This is a genomic window from Leptospira meyeri (assembly GCF_004368965.1).
In the GTDB taxonomy this organism is placed as follows: domain Bacteria; phylum Spirochaetota; class Leptospiria; order Leptospirales; family Leptospiraceae; genus Leptospira_A; species Leptospira_A meyeri.
On record NZ_SORO01000005.1, the window covers coordinates 37,285 to 54,453 of the forward strand.

A 17,169-nucleotide genomic window follows, 5' to 3' on the forward strand; every position below is an offset into this window, starting at 1 on the left:
TCCAATGAACGACAAAAAAGAATTTATACCAGCCTTAGGCTACGAATGGTTAACCGGTTTCTATGACCTAACAATTAAGTTAACTATGCCTGAGAAAAAATTTAGAACAAAACTCATAGATGAGTTAAAACCAAAGAACGACGAAGCTATTTTAGAATTTGGTTTTGGAACAGGGCAAAATATTATTCTTGCCCACGAGCGTAATGCGAAAGCTAAACTAAGTGGTCTTGATATTGATCCAAAAGTAAGAGAAATTGCTCAATATAAAATCAAGAAACTAGGTTTTGACATACCTCTAGATCTTTACGATGGAACAGTTTTTCCGTATGCTGAAAACTCCTTTGATAAAGTATTCAGTTCGTTAGTATTCCATCAGCTTGATGTAGAAACTAAATTAGCTTGCTTGAAAGAAATTTACCGAGTCCTGAAACCAAATGGACAGCTGCTTATCGGTGACTGGGGAAAAGCAAAATCCAGAATGATGCGGCTTGCATTTTATATTGTCCAACTTCTGGACGGCTTTAAAACAACAAACGACAATGTAAATGGACTTTTACCAAAGTTTATAGAGCAAGCAGGATTTAGAAATGTAGCAGAGACTGATTTTATCAATACCAAAATTGGAACTTACTCTTATTATAAAGCAGAAAAATAGATGCGAAAATTTTTGAATTCATTAAAAGGAGAAAACAATGAATAAAATTAAATTAATGGGAATAGGATTTCTAATCCTATTTGAAACGACAGTTTGGGCACAGGATGTTTCCAAAGTAAAAGCAGAGCATCTTTCACAGGCTTCTAAATATGAAGAGTTAGCCAAGGCACAACAAAACATTATAGAAGATCATTCGAAAATGAAAAACGATTTTCAAAAAAAATATTGGATTAATGAAAAATTAAGCCCAAAGTTAAAAATAAAAGAAATGGAAACTCATTGCGATAAAATCATTGCAGATGCTAAATCTCAAAAAGCTAATTTTGAGATGATGGCTGTGATGCATAATTCTTTAGCAAAAGAGTTAGATAAAAAATAAATTTATAAGAATTCAGAATTAAATATAAGAATTTAATTCTGAATTCTTTTTAGGAGAGAACAATGAATACAATATTTAAAACAATGTTAATATGGATTATATGCCTTTTTACAACACAGGCATGGGCACATGACGGTAAGACAACAAAAGTCATGGAAGAGATGATAAAATTTCATGAAGCACTAGTAAAAGAAACTTCCGGTAAAATTGACACAAAAAATTTGACCGAACTTCTTACAAAAGGGTCGGATGATAAAAAAGACAATGAAGTTTTTAAAAAAGCAATTCCTCTTGCGGAAAAATTAGGTAAAGCAGAAAGCTTGCAAGATAAAAAGAATGCATACTCTTTATTAGTCGATGGATTAGCATCTGTTGTCGGACATCACGATAAATCAAAAGCAAATCTATTCTATTGCCCAATGGAAAAAAAGAAATGGATTGCTAAAGGGGATAACATAGTGAATCCGTATTTGAAGGATATGAGGGATTGCGGAGAAAAGTTGTAAATACAGCAACAAATACTTTTGCAGATAATAGCAAAAGTATTTGTTCCTAGGAAAAAGTTGAATGCGTTGTGTCAAATGGTCATAACGAATTGAAAAGGAATTTTAAAAAAGTTTTGCGTACTAAAGATGATAGTAACAACCTTTATCTTATTATTAAGTTTTCTGGAAACGGGTTTTAAAATTATCTGGTATTTTAAAACCCGTCGGATATTTGAATATTCATGGAGTGCATTCGGCTAAAAAATGAAAGAATTAATTGAATTTCATTTTACCGAATTAAAGCAAAATCTAAGTTTCTCAAAATTCTCAATCATTGCTTCTTTAATAATCTCAATTTTCATTTTACATACATTATCAATCAAAGGCAATAATGAAATCTGGACAGCGATTTCCATGAGATTGTATTATTTTCCTATACTATATGCTGTAATCTTTTTTGGATTTATCGCTAGCGCTGGTGTCAGTTTTCTTGTGGCTTCTGCACATCTATTCACAATGATTTCCGCAAAAAATCATTTTCACACAGTGATGTTGGAGCATTTTGTTGAAACTCCATTTCTTGTCATATTAGGATTATCTGCTGGATATTTCAGAGATGTTTTGATATTCGAAAAAAATAAAAAGAATGTAATCTTAGATCTATTTGGAAAGTATGTATCACCTCAAATAGTAGATGATATAATTAACAAAAATATCAATACCGAAGGAGAAGAGAAAGAGGTAGTTATTTTATTTTGTGATATTAAGGATTTCACAAAATTAGCAGAAAGATTAAAGCCTACAGATTTAATCTTTCTGCTAAATCGGTTTTTCGTCGAAATGATTGATATCATTTTACGCAATAATGGCTATCTAGACAAATTTATCGGAGATGCTCTTATGGTCGTTTTTGGAATACCAGAAGCTAAATCTGAAGATAATGAAACTGCTGTTAAAATTGCAGTTGAAATGATAAAGAGATTGAAGCAGCTTAACGGCGAAAATTACTTTGGGAATGAAAAACTAGAAATAACTATCGGAATTCATTTTGGAAAGGTGGTTGCAGGTAATGTTGGTTCATCGGAAAGAAAAGAGTATACGATTATCGGAGATAATGTAAATCTTTCGGCCCGAATACAGGGTTTGAATAAGTTTTATAATTCTTCATTATTGATTACTGATACCGTCTATCAACGTATAAAAAACAAATGTTCTAATATAAGAGAAATAGATTCAGTACGAGTGAAGGGAAAAACGAATTCATGCAAAATATATGAAGTTTATTCGCATTTGGGCATTGAAGAAATTATCAGTAAAGAAAATAATCGAACTTGCTTTTTGGACGGGCTTGCACACTTCAGAAGTGGCAATTTTCCTCAAGCTAAGATGTTTTTCGAAGATGCTTACTTTCAAAATCCAAACGACTATGTATGTAAGTTATATCTAGATAGGATAGAAATTTTGAAAAATGGCAATGTTGATGATTGGGATGGAATTTATGATTTTAAAGTTAAATAAAGTAGGCCATGCTGAAAACCTCAATTATGGATTATGTTTTTTTGAATAGGAAATTTTATCAAATGACATATTTTTTATATTTATTCGTGCAGCGGAGTGTTGGCGATTAATTTATGAAATAGAAATTTATTGGGAAAGGATTCGGAGAAAACTTCAAAAATATTTCGAAAAATTTATATAATTTTTTTATCACTTTGTGAATAGTTCTTCATACTTAAGCTAATAAAATTATCCTAATGCATTCACAAGACAATGTAAGATATAAAAAACATTTCACCCGGCGTTTTTTATATCGGTTGAAAATTCACAGCCATATTTGCGCCTAGGCGTTTATAATTTCAAGTAACCTTCTTTAAAGCCTTTATCTTCTTGATTTCGTTTAGCTCGATACCTCCAAATTTATTAAACCAAACGTAAAGGTCTGTTTTGTGATTTCTATTTTTATTGAACGTCCTTTATTGGAATACTGGATTCTGATTCTTGTATCATTCGGAATATATTAATTTCCTTAATCTTCTTTCTTGTCGGAGAAAACTAACTTAAAAATCGGTTTAGTTTTTTGAATACAATGTAATGTTTATTAAAATAAATAAAAATGAAAAATTCATTGCGTGTTGGAATGAAAGAAAATTCGGCGGAAGGGTTAATTTCGGATATTGCCTGAAGTGAGTTTTGGAGAAAAGTGAACAAGGATGCATAATTCGTTAGATAAGCAGTACTAGATCAATTTTTTAGAAATTACTCGAATTTAAGTATTCCTAATAACAGAGAAACGCTAACCTTTCTTGCAAAAAAAGAGGCGTTAAGAGTTAAGGCACAGTATACTCATCCGAGTAAAAACAAACAAATCAAAGAAACATTCGCATAAGGATATAGAAATTCTATTCTAAAAGCTTAAGAGCCTGCTCCAGCGAGAATAACAGCTTGAATTGGGTTTCGTTTGCCAAATTAGATGTATCTAGATCAGAATCATTTGGCTATGTTAAACAGTTACACCATCCCTTTGTAGACATTAATAAAGGTCTAACAGATTTTTTATAAGAGAATTGGGCGTGGTCTCCTAATATGAAAAGCTAATGTTTGATTGAAATTCTATATGAAGTTTAAAGGAAATATGTTTGTCTATGGAGCAAGAAAATTAGAAAAGCCAAAATTTGCAGTAGATATCAGACAAACAGGATAATAATTACGACAAACTCGAATCAGTTAAAACAGATCGCTCCTGATTTATTTCCTTGTAGGTCTAATTTCGAAATTAAAGTAAAGAACGGCCTGCCTTATGTATCATAAATCAATTTCTTATTTTTATGGATTTAGCTATGTATGATTTTTGACTTGCTTTATACATTAGTTGTTAGATGGAAAATGAGTTTGGGTGGTGTTTTGGAACTGATTGCCGGTGCCGTTATACTTGCGATTAAATCTAAGAATTCAAATAAAGACATTATCTTTCGTGTTGACGAGAATAGAACTGTTGCAATGAAGACATTCGGAAAATTTTGGCAATGACCTTATCTAGCGACCTAATAAAGGAAGGTTCCGAGAAAATAATATAAATGGAAAATGGTTCCATTCATTCAGTGTATGGCAACGTCATATGGGAAAAAACGGACTAATTGGTTCGGTCATACTCTCAATGTTTTGCTGAGGAATACCCGATGTCTTATATGGAAATCAAATTGATTGCAGTTGTAAAGGTAGGATCTTGTTTTTCAAATTCTTTAAATCGTTTTTAATATCCAAAGATTATGATTTGGAATCAAGTGTATATTCAGCTACAAAAAGCGAATTTCCCAAGTCGGTAATTTATTGTTATCTCCAAACTATATTTAGAACGAATCTAATTTTATTTTTTGAGGTTGCGCATAACAAAAAATAATTCAATTCAGATTTTGTTCTTCTTGAACATGGTTCTTAAAGATTAAAATCTAGAACGATCATCGGTTTTGCAAAAAAAGATGCCATGGTAGTGAAAGGTAAGTGGTATAAACAATTTTGAAATTTCTTCAAAGATCTGGAAGTTGGCAGATTGATTGGGTCTGAAACAAATGTAAAAATATTTCACTTGATTTAAACGGTCAATTGCAGGCTTTTAAGAGTTAACATATGATTAGTCAACTCATGGAGTAGACTAATCAAGTGCAGTCAAGAAGGATAGGCCTGGTATATTGGCTGGATTTTAGCTTGGGAAATTCTGGAACAAAAGTAAAATATTTATAGTGATCTTTAGGATAGGATAGGATAGGCAATGAAATTATTTTTTTGTGATATATTAAAGACAATTTTTGTAGCGATTTTATTTTCGATTTTTGTCCTATGCAACAAAACAGAACAAAAACCAGTGATCAATGAACATGCTAGCCATGAAACTAAAACGAGACAATTACCAACCGAAGCCGTTAGGGATACAGACTTAGAAATATCAAACCAACTTACATTAAGCGAAAGAGAAATTAGAATGGCAGAAGTGGAAGCAGTTCCTGCAAAGAGAATACAGCTCACTTCTCAGCTGAAATCATTTGGGAAAATTCAAATCAATGAAGAAACTTATACAACTATCACGAGCAGAATTGATGGGTATATCAACAAAATCTTTGCAAATTTTACAGGCGTAGAAGTAAAAAAGGGAGATCATATTCTCGAAATATACAGCCCGGATTTGATTCTTGCGCAAAATGAATTATTATTATCTCAGGACATGGAGTCCATGCCTGATCTTGCCTCTTCTGCGAAGCAGAGACTTCTCAGATTAGGAATCACTGATTTACAAATTGAAAATTTAATTAAAACAAAGAAGATTCAGGAAGGTGTAAAAATCTATTCTCCCGTTTCTGGAACCGTTATCGAAAAAATGGCTTTGGAAAAGGCAGCTGTAAAACCCGGCGATACACTTTTTAAGTTATCAAACTTAGAGTCTGTTTGGGCAGAAATTGATATCTATGAATCAGAATATCCATTTATACGTTATGGGCAATCTGTCTCAATTACCGCCGAGAGTTTTCCAGGAGAAAAATTCAAAGGAAGAATTTGGCTCATTAAACCTGCGGTTTCAGAAGAATCCAGAACGATTAAAGTGATCGTGAATATTTCCAATAAAAATAGAAGATTGAAACCCGGTATGTATGTAAGTGCAAACATTAGCGTACCTGTTTTATCAAATGGAAAAGCGGCTCCTTCTGGTGTGGAAGGTAAATATACATGCCCCCAACATCCCGAAATCATTCGTGATACCCGAGGTCAATGTCCTATTTGCGGAATGACTCTAGTGCAAATTCCTAAGATTGATTTGGATGATAGGAATGCTAGTAAATATGTACTAGTAATTCCTGCGTCGGCTGTACTTGATACGGGAATTCGTAAAATCATTTACGTTGAAAAATCTGCAGGAGTATATGAATCGCGAGAAATAATTCTAGGAGCAAAAGCTGGAGATTATTATCCCATCTTAGGTGGTCTGGAAGAAAATGAAAAGGTAGTAGTAAGGGGTACTTTTCTTTTGGATAGTCAGTTCCAAATCAAAGGTCTTCCAAGTGTTATGAATGAAACCGGCAAAAAACAAGATATAAAACATTCGCATTAAGGTATTTAAAGAAAATGAATCTATTAAATAAACTCATCGAATGGTGTCTTAAAAACGGATTTTTAGTTTCTCTTTTTGGTATTGCGATCGTAGGTGCAGGTTATTATGCAATGATCAATACTCCTGTGGATGCAATACCAGATATTGGTGAGAAACAGGTGATTGTATTTGCAGATTGGCCGGGTCGTTCGCCACAAGATATTGATAATCAAGTGACATATCCGCTTTCTATTAGCCTTAGTGGAACTCCTGGAGTAAAAACAATTCGTTCCATGTCGGGACTTGGATTCTCCATGCTTTTTGTCATTTTTAAGGATGAAGTGGATTACTATTGGGCTAGGTCTCGTGTATTAGAAAGACTCAATGTAGCTCAACAAAGATTACCTGTCGGAGTGATTCCAGTTCTTGGTCCAGATGCAACTGCTCTGGGACAGGTATATTGGTACACAGTAGAAGCAGAAGGTTTTGATCTGGCGGAGTTACGTTCAGTTCAAGACTGGTTCATCCGTTATCAATTAAATTCTGTTGAAGGTGTCTCTGAAGTCGCAACAGTTGGAGGGTTTGTAAAACAATACCAGATCAATGTTAATCCAGATAAGCTCCGAGCTTACAAAGTTTCTCATATAGATTTATATGAATCTGTAATGCGTTCTAATCTCGATGTGAGTGCGAAGGTGATTGAAAAAGCTGGAATGGAATATTTCATTCGTGGTGTTGGGTTTATTAAGTCAATTGAAGATATTGAAAATATAGTAGTAAAGGAAGAAGAAGGCACTCCTGTCTTTGTTCGAAATGTTGCAACAGTAACAATAGGTCCTGATTTTAGAAGGGGTTCACTTGATAAAGGGGGAGTTGAAGCAGTTGGTGGCATTGTTCTTATGCGATATGGAGCCAATCCACAAGAAGTAGTTGATGAAGTCAAAAAGAGAATCAATTTGATTTCAGTAAGCCTTCCTAAAAAAACTCTAGCGAATGGGAAAGTGTCCCAGGTAAAGATCGTTCCATTCTATGACAGGACAATTATTGTAAAGGAAACTTTAGATACTTTAAAAGATGCACTTTTGGAAGAATCAATTCTTTGTAGTATTGTAATTTTAGTTTTTCTAATGCATGTAAGAAGTACAATATCTGTTCTCGTTACATTTCCTTTAGCCTTTGCATTGTGCTTTATACTCATGTATTTTTTTAAAATTGATTCCAATATCATGTCGCTTGCAGGTCTAGCCATCGCAATAGGTGACGTGGGTGATATGGGCATTATAATGACAGAAAATATATACCGACATATAGCAAATGGAGATAATCAAAAATCTCATTTTCAAAAAGTATATGAAGGTACAACTGAAGTTGCAGGAGCAATTATAACAGCAGTCTCAAATACAATATTTTCCTTTATCCCTGTTTTTTTTCTAACAGATCAAGAAGGTAAATTATTTCGTCCACTTGCATTTACAAAAACCTTTGCCATAAGTGCATCGGTAATATTAGCAATTACGGTTGTCCCCACGATTTGTTTGCATCTATTTAAACCTTCAAAATTCTCAAAGGAAATTTCTAGATTGATAGCTGCTGGAATTGGCTTTCTTTCAATTTTTATTTCAAAATTAGCTTTAACGCAATTAGATATCGGCAAATATTCAGGATGGCCAATCGCTATTACTATCGGTTGCATTATCGGATTACTCGTTAGCAGAATGTTGCAGGAAAAGTTTCTTCCTATGGAAGAAAATGGAGTCGCAAAATTTATTGGAAAATACTATTCCATTTCACTTCGCTGGGTTCTTGGGCATAAAATTGTTTTTATGATTTTACCGATTTTGATTTTGGTAACAGGAATCTCTATTTGGTCCAGGACAGGCAATGAATTTATGCCTCCCCTTGATGAAGGCTCTATTCTGTATATGCCCACCTTACTGCCGCAAGCTGGACTCTCTGAAGCAGTATCAATAAATAGTAAACAAGATTTAGCGATTGGAGCTGTTCCTGAAGTTCACTCTGTTGTAGGGAAGATTGGTCGATCTGGATCAGCTCTCGACCCCGCTCCAATTAGCATGGTTGAAACTATAATCAATTTGAAACCTGAATCAGAGTGGAGGAAAATTCCAGTGCAGAGGTGGTTTTCGGGATTACCAAAATTTTTGAAAGCACCGCTTGTTTTTCTTTTTCCGGAGGAAAGACAAATTACTAAAAATGAAATCCTAAAAGATATCCAAGAACGTTCTTCCATCCCAGGTGTAATTCCTACATTTCTACAACCAATTCAAGCTCGGATTGTCATGCTACAGACGGGATTTCGAGCAATGATGGGTGTGAAAATTTACGGTAAGGATTTGAAAGAAATCGAAAAGATCGGATTGCAGATGGAAGACATTCTGAAGTCAGTGCCTGGGACTGTAGATGTGATTGCTGATAGAATCGTAGGGAAACCTTATTTGGAATTTAATATTGATAGAGTAAAGATTGCTAGGTATGGTATTAATATTAAAGATGTTCAGGATGCTATCGAAATTGCAATCGGTGGTATGAACGTCACTGAAACAGTAGAAGAAAGAGAAAGATATCCTGTCCAAATTCGCTACTTGAGAGAGTTCAGAAATGATATTCCGGAACTTGAAAAAATATTCGTTCCTACTATTAATAAATCTACGCAAATACCTTTATCTCAATTGGTAACCATAAAAAGTGTTTTAGGTCCGCAAGAAATCAAAGGTGAGAAGGGATTGCTTACCGGTTATGTGACTTTGAATACTCGAGACAGAGATGAAATTGGTGTTGTAGAAGATGCCGAAAAGGCTCTTCAAGGTGCGTTGCGTGCTGGTCACTTAATCATACCTGCCGGTTATTATTGGGAATGGTCTGGTCAGTTTGAGAATCAAAGACGAGCAACAGCTCGAATGAAAATCGTAATTCCTGTTTGTTTATTTCTTATGTTTTTGATGTTATATATGGGTTTTGAAAGAAAGTGGATCGCCTTCATTATTTATTTTGGAGTCCTTGTATCCGCATCTGGTGGATTCATAATGCTTTCCTTATGGCATGTAAATTTATCTGTTGCAGTTTGGGTCGGATTTCTAGTTCTCTTTGGTGTAGTGGATGATGATGGAGTTGTCATCTCTACTTACCTCGAAAGCATATTTAAAAATGCAAAATTCAATAATATAGATGAAATTCGAGAAGCAGTTTTGCAGGGAGGGTTGAAAAGAATTCGTCCCTGTCTAATGACCGCAGCTACTACAATTTTTGGACTTGCCCCTATTTTTTGGTCAAATGGAAGGGGATCTGATATCATGCAACCAATGGCAATACCATCGGTCGGTGGAATGTTGATCAGCATAGTAACACTATTCATTGTTCCATGTTTATTTTGCGCGGTCGAAGAATGGAAATGGAAAAGAAGCGGAGTGACAAATTAAAGTATGGAATGGTACGCAAATACAGTTGAATCTATTTTAGTTGAATTGCGTTGCACTTTGCAAGGGCTGACTAGAGATGAAGTCATTGAAAGACAAAAAGAGTTTGGCAAAAATACGCTTAAAGAAGGAAAGAAGGTTTCTGGATTTCAAATATTTATTTCACAATTCACAAGTTTAATTATTTGGATTTTAATTGGATCTGCTTTTCTCTCTGGATTTCTCGGCGAATATATTGATAGTATTGTTATTATCTCAATTGTAGTTTTAAATGGAATTCTTGGTTTCTATCAAGAATACAATGCTGAAAAATCTATGGAAGCATTGAAAAAAATGACTACACCTCATGCTAAAGTTTTAAGAGATGGAGATATTAAATCTATTCCTAATCTAGAAGTTGTCCCCGGTGATATTATAGAGCTTGAGTCAGGTGACATCATACCTGCTGATGCAAGGATAATCTCAAGTTCAGAATTGAAAACCAACGAAGCTCCATTGACTGGAGAATCTGTTGCTGTTTCTAAAAACAATCATTCGTTATCTGGCACTGGTTTATCGATAGGTGAAAGAAAAAATATGCTTCATCTAGGAACAACTATTGTTACAGGAACAGCTAGGGCAATCGTCGTTGCAACGGGAATGAAGTCTGAAATCGGAAACATTGCACAGATGTTAGATGAAAATATTGAAGAGGAAACTCCATTACAATTGAAAATTAAGGAGTTCGGTAAATTCCTTTTACTGTTTTGTCTCGGTGTTGTTTTCTTATTATTTATTATTGGAGTTCTTAGGCAGATTCCGTTAATTACTCTTATTCTTACTTCAGTTAGTTTAGCCGTTGCTGCTATCCCAGAAGGTTTGCCTGCAATCATTACAGTGGCTTTATCTCTAGGTGTCGTGAGAATGTCAAAAAAAAATGCTCTAGTAAGGAAATTGTCCTCAGTTGAAACTTTAGGCTCGGCAAGCGTAATATGTACTGATAAAACTGGGACTCTTACTGTTGGACAAATGACTGTTAAATCTATATTTACGAACAGTGAAGTTTTTCAGATCACTGGAAGCGGATATAATCCGGAAGGAGAAATTACCGATTTAGAAGGTCAGATTAAATCGAAAGATCGAATTCCTGAAATTCTTGGTTCTTGCATGATACTTTGCAATAATTCGCATCTTTCTAATGAAAACGGAGAATGGATCAGTATTGGTGATCCAACGGAAACAGCTCTTCTGACATTGGCAACAAAACTTGGATTCAATTTTGAAGCTTGTAACAAAGAATGGGAAAGAGTTTCTGAAATCCCATTTGATTCAGATAGAAAAATGCAGTCCGTAATCTGTATAAATTCGAATCAAGTAAATCACTCATTTGTAAAAGGGGCACCTGATATAATACTTAAGAGGTGTAAAGATATCCAAACAGACCAGGGAATTTTTCCACTTACTTCGGAAATCAGGTCCAAAATCGAATCGCAATCCAAAGAATTTGCAAATCAATCTTTGCGTCTATTAGGGTTTGCTTATAAAGCAATAGATTCAGTAACTAATGGTAATCAAGATACTCTACCGGAAGATGATTTGGTCTTTCTTGGATTGACCGGAATGATTGATCCACCGAGAGCAGAGGTAAAGGAAGCAATCCGTAAATGCAATCGAGCTGGAATAAAAGTAGTCATGATTACCGGCGATCATCCTGATACTGCATTTGCAATCGCGAAAGATTTAAATATTGCATCTGATAAAAAACAGGTTCTGACTCCTTCTGAATTAGACACAATGGATGAAAAGGCTTTAGAAAAATCAGTTCGAGAAATATGTGTCTATGCCCGAGTATCCGCAAAACATAAGAGCCGAATTGTAAAGGCTTGGAAGTCTCAAAACGTCATCGTAGCAATGACTGGTGATGGTGTTAATGATGCACCAGCGATTAAGGCAGCCAATATAGGGATTGCGATGGGAAAGAATGGTACAGAAGTAACAAAACAAGCTTCTGATTTAATTTTAAATGACGATAATTTTGCTACGATAGTAAATGCAATTGAGGAAGGGAGGGGAATCTATAATAATATTAGAAAGACATTGCAATATTTATTATCTGGAAATATAGCTGAATTATTAGTAATGCTATTCTGCATATTAATCGGTCTTCCAATTCCCCTTTTACCAGTGCATTTACTTTGGATCAACCTCGTAACTGATGGACTTCCAGCATTATTTCTTGCATCAGATCCGATAGATACGGACGTGATGGAAGCACAACCCAAATCAAGCACAGAGAATCTCATCAATAAAGATTTTATAACTAATATGTGCCTAACAGGAGTATTAACTTCTTTAACTACTTTGGGAGTATACTTGTATGGATTGGAATATGAATCGGAAGAAATTGCAAGAACTCATGCTTTTGCAGTACTCGTTTTTATAGAATTATTTCGTTCTCTTTCCATTAGAAGTGAGAAACCAATTTGGAGAACTAATTTATTTGGCAATATGAAATTACTAATATTGATTCTAATAACAGCAAGTGTACAGATTTTTGGTCATCATAGTGAATTTTTCCGGAGTATTCTCAAAACCTCTATTCTGGATTGGGTAGATTGCTTTATGCTTTTAGGTGTCTCTATTGTTCCAATCTTCATACTGGAAATGTATAAGGTTGCCATTTCGAAAATCAAAAGCGATAATAAAGTATTTTCTTGAAGTCAGAAGGGGAACTCTCGGTTGATCATTCACATGAAATCAACCAATTTCGACAATCATCTAAGAAGGTAGAATATGAAAGTTAAAGACATCGTTTGTGGCATGGACATAGAATCAGAAACTTCAAATTTCAAACAGGTTTTTGAAAAAAAGAAATATTTCTTTTGCAGTGAAAAATGTATGACCAAATTTTTAGAAAGTCCTACAAGTTATATATTTAAGGAATTAGCTGTAAAAGATATCCCTCCATTTCATGACCAAACCTTGCATAGTATTTCTACACAAGAGAAAAAAAATCATCCAGTCCAATATACCTGCCCGATGCATCCTGAAATAATTCAAAGTGTTCCAGGAAGCTGCCCGAAATGTGGCATGACCTTAGAGCCAGTTATTACTAGCGGTGAAAAGGCTGATGATTCAGAATACAAATCTATGAAGTTAAGATTCATAGTAAGTTCAATTTTTACGGTTCCTATTTTTTTAAGCGCAATGAGCGATCTCATTTCATTCTTAAATCTTTCCAATTTTCTTGGAGCCAACAATGTGAATTGGATGCAAATGCTTTTTAGTATTCCCGTCGTTTTTTGGGGAGGTTGGCCGTTTCTTGTTCGCGCTTATCTTTCGATTATAAATCAAAGTGCCAATATGTTTACATTAATCGCCATCGGAACTTTGTCTGCTTTCTTCTATAGTTTGATTGCTCTCTTATTTCCGGGATTACTGCCAGTTGCATTCCAAGGACATGGGGGTATGACATTCTTATATTTTGAAGCTGCTGCTGTAATCACTACATTAGTGTTACTCGGTCAAGTTTTGGAATTAAAGGCACGCACGCAAACAGGTGCTGCAATTCGTTCGTTACTTGCCCTTACACCGCCAACTGCTACGAAAATAACGGAATCAGGCGACGAAGTTGTGGCATTGAAATCTTTACTTACTGGTGATCAAATTCGAGTAAAACCTGGGGAAAAAATCCCGGTAGATGGTTTAATTTTAGAAGGATCAAGTGATGTTGATGAATCAATGATAAGCGGAGAACCTCTAGCAATTTCCAAAGTAGCAGGGGATAAAGTGATTGGAGGAACAGTCAACGGGGAAGGCAGTTTCATTTTACAGGCAGAAAAAGTAGGTGAAGATACCGTTTTGTCGAGAATTATTAAAATGGTGAATGATGCACAAAGGTCTCGTGCTCCAATTCAAAAACTTGCTGATATAACATCTGCATGGTTTGTTCCTTTAGTTTTATTGATTTCAATTTCTACATTTATCGGTTGGTATCTTTTAGGGCCCGAACCAAAACTTTCCTACGGATTCGTGAATGCTGTCGCTGTTTTAATTATCGCATGCCCTTGTGCATTAGGTCTTGCAACACCAATTTCTATTATGGTTTCGGCTGGCCGTGGAGCATCCGAAGGTGTCTTATTTAAGGATGCTGCACAACTTGAAATATTGCATAAAATAAATACTTTATTTGTGGATAAAACTGGAACCTTAACTGAAGGGAAACCCGTTTTAACAGAGATAATCCCATTAAATGGAAGAAAAGAGAATGAGTTACTCGCTATTGCCGCAAGTATAGAGTCGAACAGCGAACATCCTTTAGCTCTTGCGATAGTCCAGAAAGCAAAATTAGATAAATTAGAATTAACCAAGGTCACAGATTTTTCTGCAATGGCAGGTAAGGCTGCAAAAGGAAAGATAGGTGACAGTATGTATTTTGTCGGATCAGAAGATATTTTTACAGAAAATCTCTCTAAAGAATTTGCAGATAAAGTGAATGAGATTCGCGAAGACGGTTCAACTGTTGTTTTCCTTTCAAAAGAACAAGTGCCCATTGGAATATTTGTAATTCGTGATAAAATAAAACCTAATACTCCAGCAGCAATCACGGAACTGCAATCTCTCGGAATAGAGATAGTAATGCTGACGGGAGATAATCTAAAGACTGCCCAGCACGTTTCCAAAACTCTTGGGATAACAAGAATTCATGCAGGGGTGCTACCTGAAGATAAAAAAAAATTTATCGACGAAGAAAAGAAAAAAGGGAGGAAAATTGCGATGGCTGGTGATGGTATTAATGATGCTCCTGCTCTAGCATTAGCTGACGTCGGAATTGCAATGGGAAATGGAACCGATATCGCAATGGAAAGTGCTGGAATTACCTTGATAAAAGGAGACCTTTCTGGTATAGCTCGTGCAATTAAATTGAGTCGAGCAACGTTTCTGAATATAAAGCAGAACATTTTTTTTGCATTTGCTTATAATGTTATCGGAATACCTATAGCAGCAGGATTATTATATCCGTTCTTTGAAATGTTGTTAAATCCAATGATTGCCGCACTTGCCATGAGTTTAAGTTCGATATCTGTAATAGGTAACGCATTAAGATTAAAAGTTATGAATGTGTAGGTTCTTAAACTATCTTTCAAATGGATTTTTTATCAATAGGATGCTGATCAAGGGCAACCTGCATACGTTTTCGGAACATTTACATAATGCTTTAATTCAGATTCTCCTTGACTCACATAACTTAGAAAAAATTGGGATCTCATCAATTACTTGCTTCTTCCCTTACAAATTGATCTCAATACATCCTTTACACACTAGATTTTAATTCTTCGATCCAGAACACGATGTACACACCAGGGGTGTGTCATGGCTTGGAAGGTGACAAACGTGTTTTAAGAGAGAATGAAATTTGTTGTCGCGTGGAAACGTGGAGGCTGGTCTCTCACAGACCTTTGCCATGAATTCAATATTAGTCGGGTCACTGGCTATAAATACTTAGAACAGTATGAGCTATATGGTCTTGATGGTTTAAAAGACAAAAGTAGAAAACCCAAACGGCACCCACACCAAACCCGAAAGAAGATCATAGAACTAATCTTACAGGAAAGGAAAGAACATCCGAGATGGGGAGCAAGGAAACTTTTGGCTTCTTTATCCGCTAGACTTCATATGATAAAGAAGTGGCCTCATCCAAGCACTGTCGGTCGCATTCTTAAAAATCACAACCTAATCAAAGCCCCAAAACGAAGGATCCGAAGGGAAAGTATCGAACAACCGTTTTCTCATGCACTTGGTCCCAATGATATTTGGTGCGCGGATTTTAAGGGTCATTTCACTGTTGGGAATGGAGAAAGATGGACTCCGTTAACCGTAACTGATGCATATAGTCGTTTTTTACTTTGTTGTGAGATTGTTGTTAAGGCGGATACAGCCAATGTAATCAATGAATTTACGAAGTTATTTACTCAATATGGAATGCCTCTTGCCATCCGAACGGACAATGGAACTCCGTTTGCATCCAATGCACTTGCTGGACTCAGTAAACTTTCTGTTTGGTAGATCAAACTTGGAATTAAATTGGAGCGAATCGAGCCCGGGAAACCACAGCAGAATGGTAGGCATGAACGAATGCATAAAACGTTAAAAGAAGAAACTGCGTTGCCACCAAGATCGAGTTTAGATGCCCAACAGAAAGCATTTCGGGAGTTTCAAAAGGAGTTCAACTATCTGAGACCCCATGAAGGAATCCAGAATTCATTTCCAGCGAAGCATTATCAGAAGTCCAAACGAAAGTTTCCCAAAAGGATCGTTAAAGGTTCTTATCCAACAAACATCATGATTGGTGAAGTGAATGATATTGGAAATCTACATTTTGAAGGACATCGGATCTTTTTATCTTCCGCTCTTGCATTAGAGGAAGTTGGTCTGGAAGAGATCTCTTATAGACATGTGAAGATTCATTTTTATGGAGTCAGTCTTGGAGTAATCGACTTATACACCGGAAAATTGTTTCAATTTAAAAACCCAATGCCATCCTCATTAACGTCTGAATCAGGATTTTGATGCACCTTTTTGTAAAGTATGTATTAAGACAAAACTGTAAAGGATGTACGAGTACAGTCACAACAGGTATGGATAGGTCAGATAGGTAACAAAAGAGACAACTCACATAGGTAACACCTAAAATGAGTATCGGAGGACAATCCGATGCCTTGGAAGGAAACCAAAGTGATAGAAGAAAGAATCAAGTTTATAGCAGCTGTTAAAAGTGGCAAATGGTGTTTTGCTGATCTTTGTAGAGACTTCAACATCTCAAGAAAAACTGGATATAAGTATTTAAAGAACTACGAGTCGGAAGGAATCGATGGACTCAAAGATAAATCCAGAAAACGAATCAGTCAATCCAATGAAACTCCTGAAAAAATTGTTCGACTGATTGTAGATTTACGAGAAGAACATCCATCTTGGGGACCTAAGAAACTTCGGCCCATATTAAAAGCACGATTCCACAGACTAAAACACATTCCCAGTGAAACAACAATTGGTAATATCCTAAGGAAAAAAGGACTTATCAAACCAAAGAAGAAACGACCGAGAGTTCCACAATCTCTCTTTCCATTTTCTGATGTTGTTGCTCCTAATGATGTTTGGTGTGT

10 protein-coding genes and 1 pseudogene are annotated in these 17,169 nt (G+C 35.4%); all 11 read left to right on the plus strand.

The features are described 5' to 3' along the window. Positions 1-4: 4 nt before the first annotated feature. A complete protein-coding gene (locus tag CLV96_RS19055) occupies positions 5-655 on the plus strand; it encodes a class I SAM-dependent methyltransferase (RefSeq protein ID WP_004788182.1) in 651 nt (216 codons plus the stop codon). Between the two features lie 37 nt (positions 656-692). Next, positions 693-1,034, plus strand: a complete 342-nt coding sequence (locus tag CLV96_RS19060; protein WP_004787846.1) for a hypothetical protein — start codon at positions 693-695, stop codon at positions 1,032-1,034. A gap of 62 nt (positions 1,035-1,096) precedes the next feature. Further along, on the plus strand, positions 1,097-1,540 hold the full coding sequence (locus tag CLV96_RS19065) for an LIC13259/LIC11441 family protein (RefSeq protein WP_040917519.1): 444 nt from the start codon (positions 1,097-1,099) through the stop codon (positions 1,538-1,540). Positions 1,541-1,783: 243 nt separating this feature from the next. Continuing rightward, the gene (locus CLV96_RS19070) at positions 1,784-3,037 is read left to right on the plus strand and encodes an adenylate/guanylate cyclase domain-containing protein (protein WP_040917520.1); all 1,254 of its coding nucleotides are present in this window, start codon (positions 1,784-1,786) and stop codon (positions 3,035-3,037) included. 1,323 nt (positions 3,038-4,360) lie between these two features. Next, complete coding sequence (locus tag CLV96_RS19075; RefSeq protein WP_004787956.1) at positions 4,361-4,546, plus strand: hypothetical protein; 186 nt, start codon at positions 4,361-4,363, stop codon at positions 4,544-4,546. 739 nt (positions 4,547-5,285) lie between these two features. Next, complete coding sequence (locus tag CLV96_RS19080) at positions 5,286-6,617, plus strand: heavy metal-binding domain-containing protein (RefSeq protein ID WP_004788249.1); 1,332 nt, start codon at positions 5,286-5,288, stop codon at positions 6,615-6,617. A gap of 14 nt (positions 6,618-6,631) precedes the next feature. Beyond that, positions 6,632-10,030 carry an efflux RND transporter permease subunit gene (locus tag CLV96_RS19085; RefSeq protein WP_004787947.1) on the plus strand — a complete coding sequence of 1,133 codons (3,399 nt, stop codon included), beginning with the start codon at positions 6,632-6,634 and terminating at the stop codon, positions 10,028-10,030. 3 nt (positions 10,031-10,033) lie between these two features. Then, positions 10,034-12,724 (plus strand): cation-translocating P-type ATPase, encoded by a 2,691-nt coding sequence (locus tag CLV96_RS19090; protein WP_004788207.1) that lies wholly within the window; start codon positions 10,034-10,036, stop codon positions 12,722-12,724. A gap of 75 nt (positions 12,725-12,799) precedes the next feature. Further along, on the plus strand, positions 12,800-15,133 hold the full coding sequence (locus CLV96_RS19095; protein ID WP_040917522.1) for a heavy metal translocating P-type ATPase: 2,334 nt from the start codon (positions 12,800-12,802) through the stop codon (positions 15,131-15,133). A 282-nt stretch (positions 15,134-15,415) separates the two neighbouring features. Beyond that, positions 15,416-16,576, plus strand: a pseudogene (locus CLV96_RS19100) (integrase core domain-containing protein). Positions 16,577-16,720: 144 nt separating this feature from the next. Further along, a partial coding sequence (locus CLV96_RS19105; RefSeq protein WP_134152086.1) for a helix-turn-helix domain-containing protein occupies positions 16,721-17,169 on the plus strand: 449 nt, incomplete at its 3' end.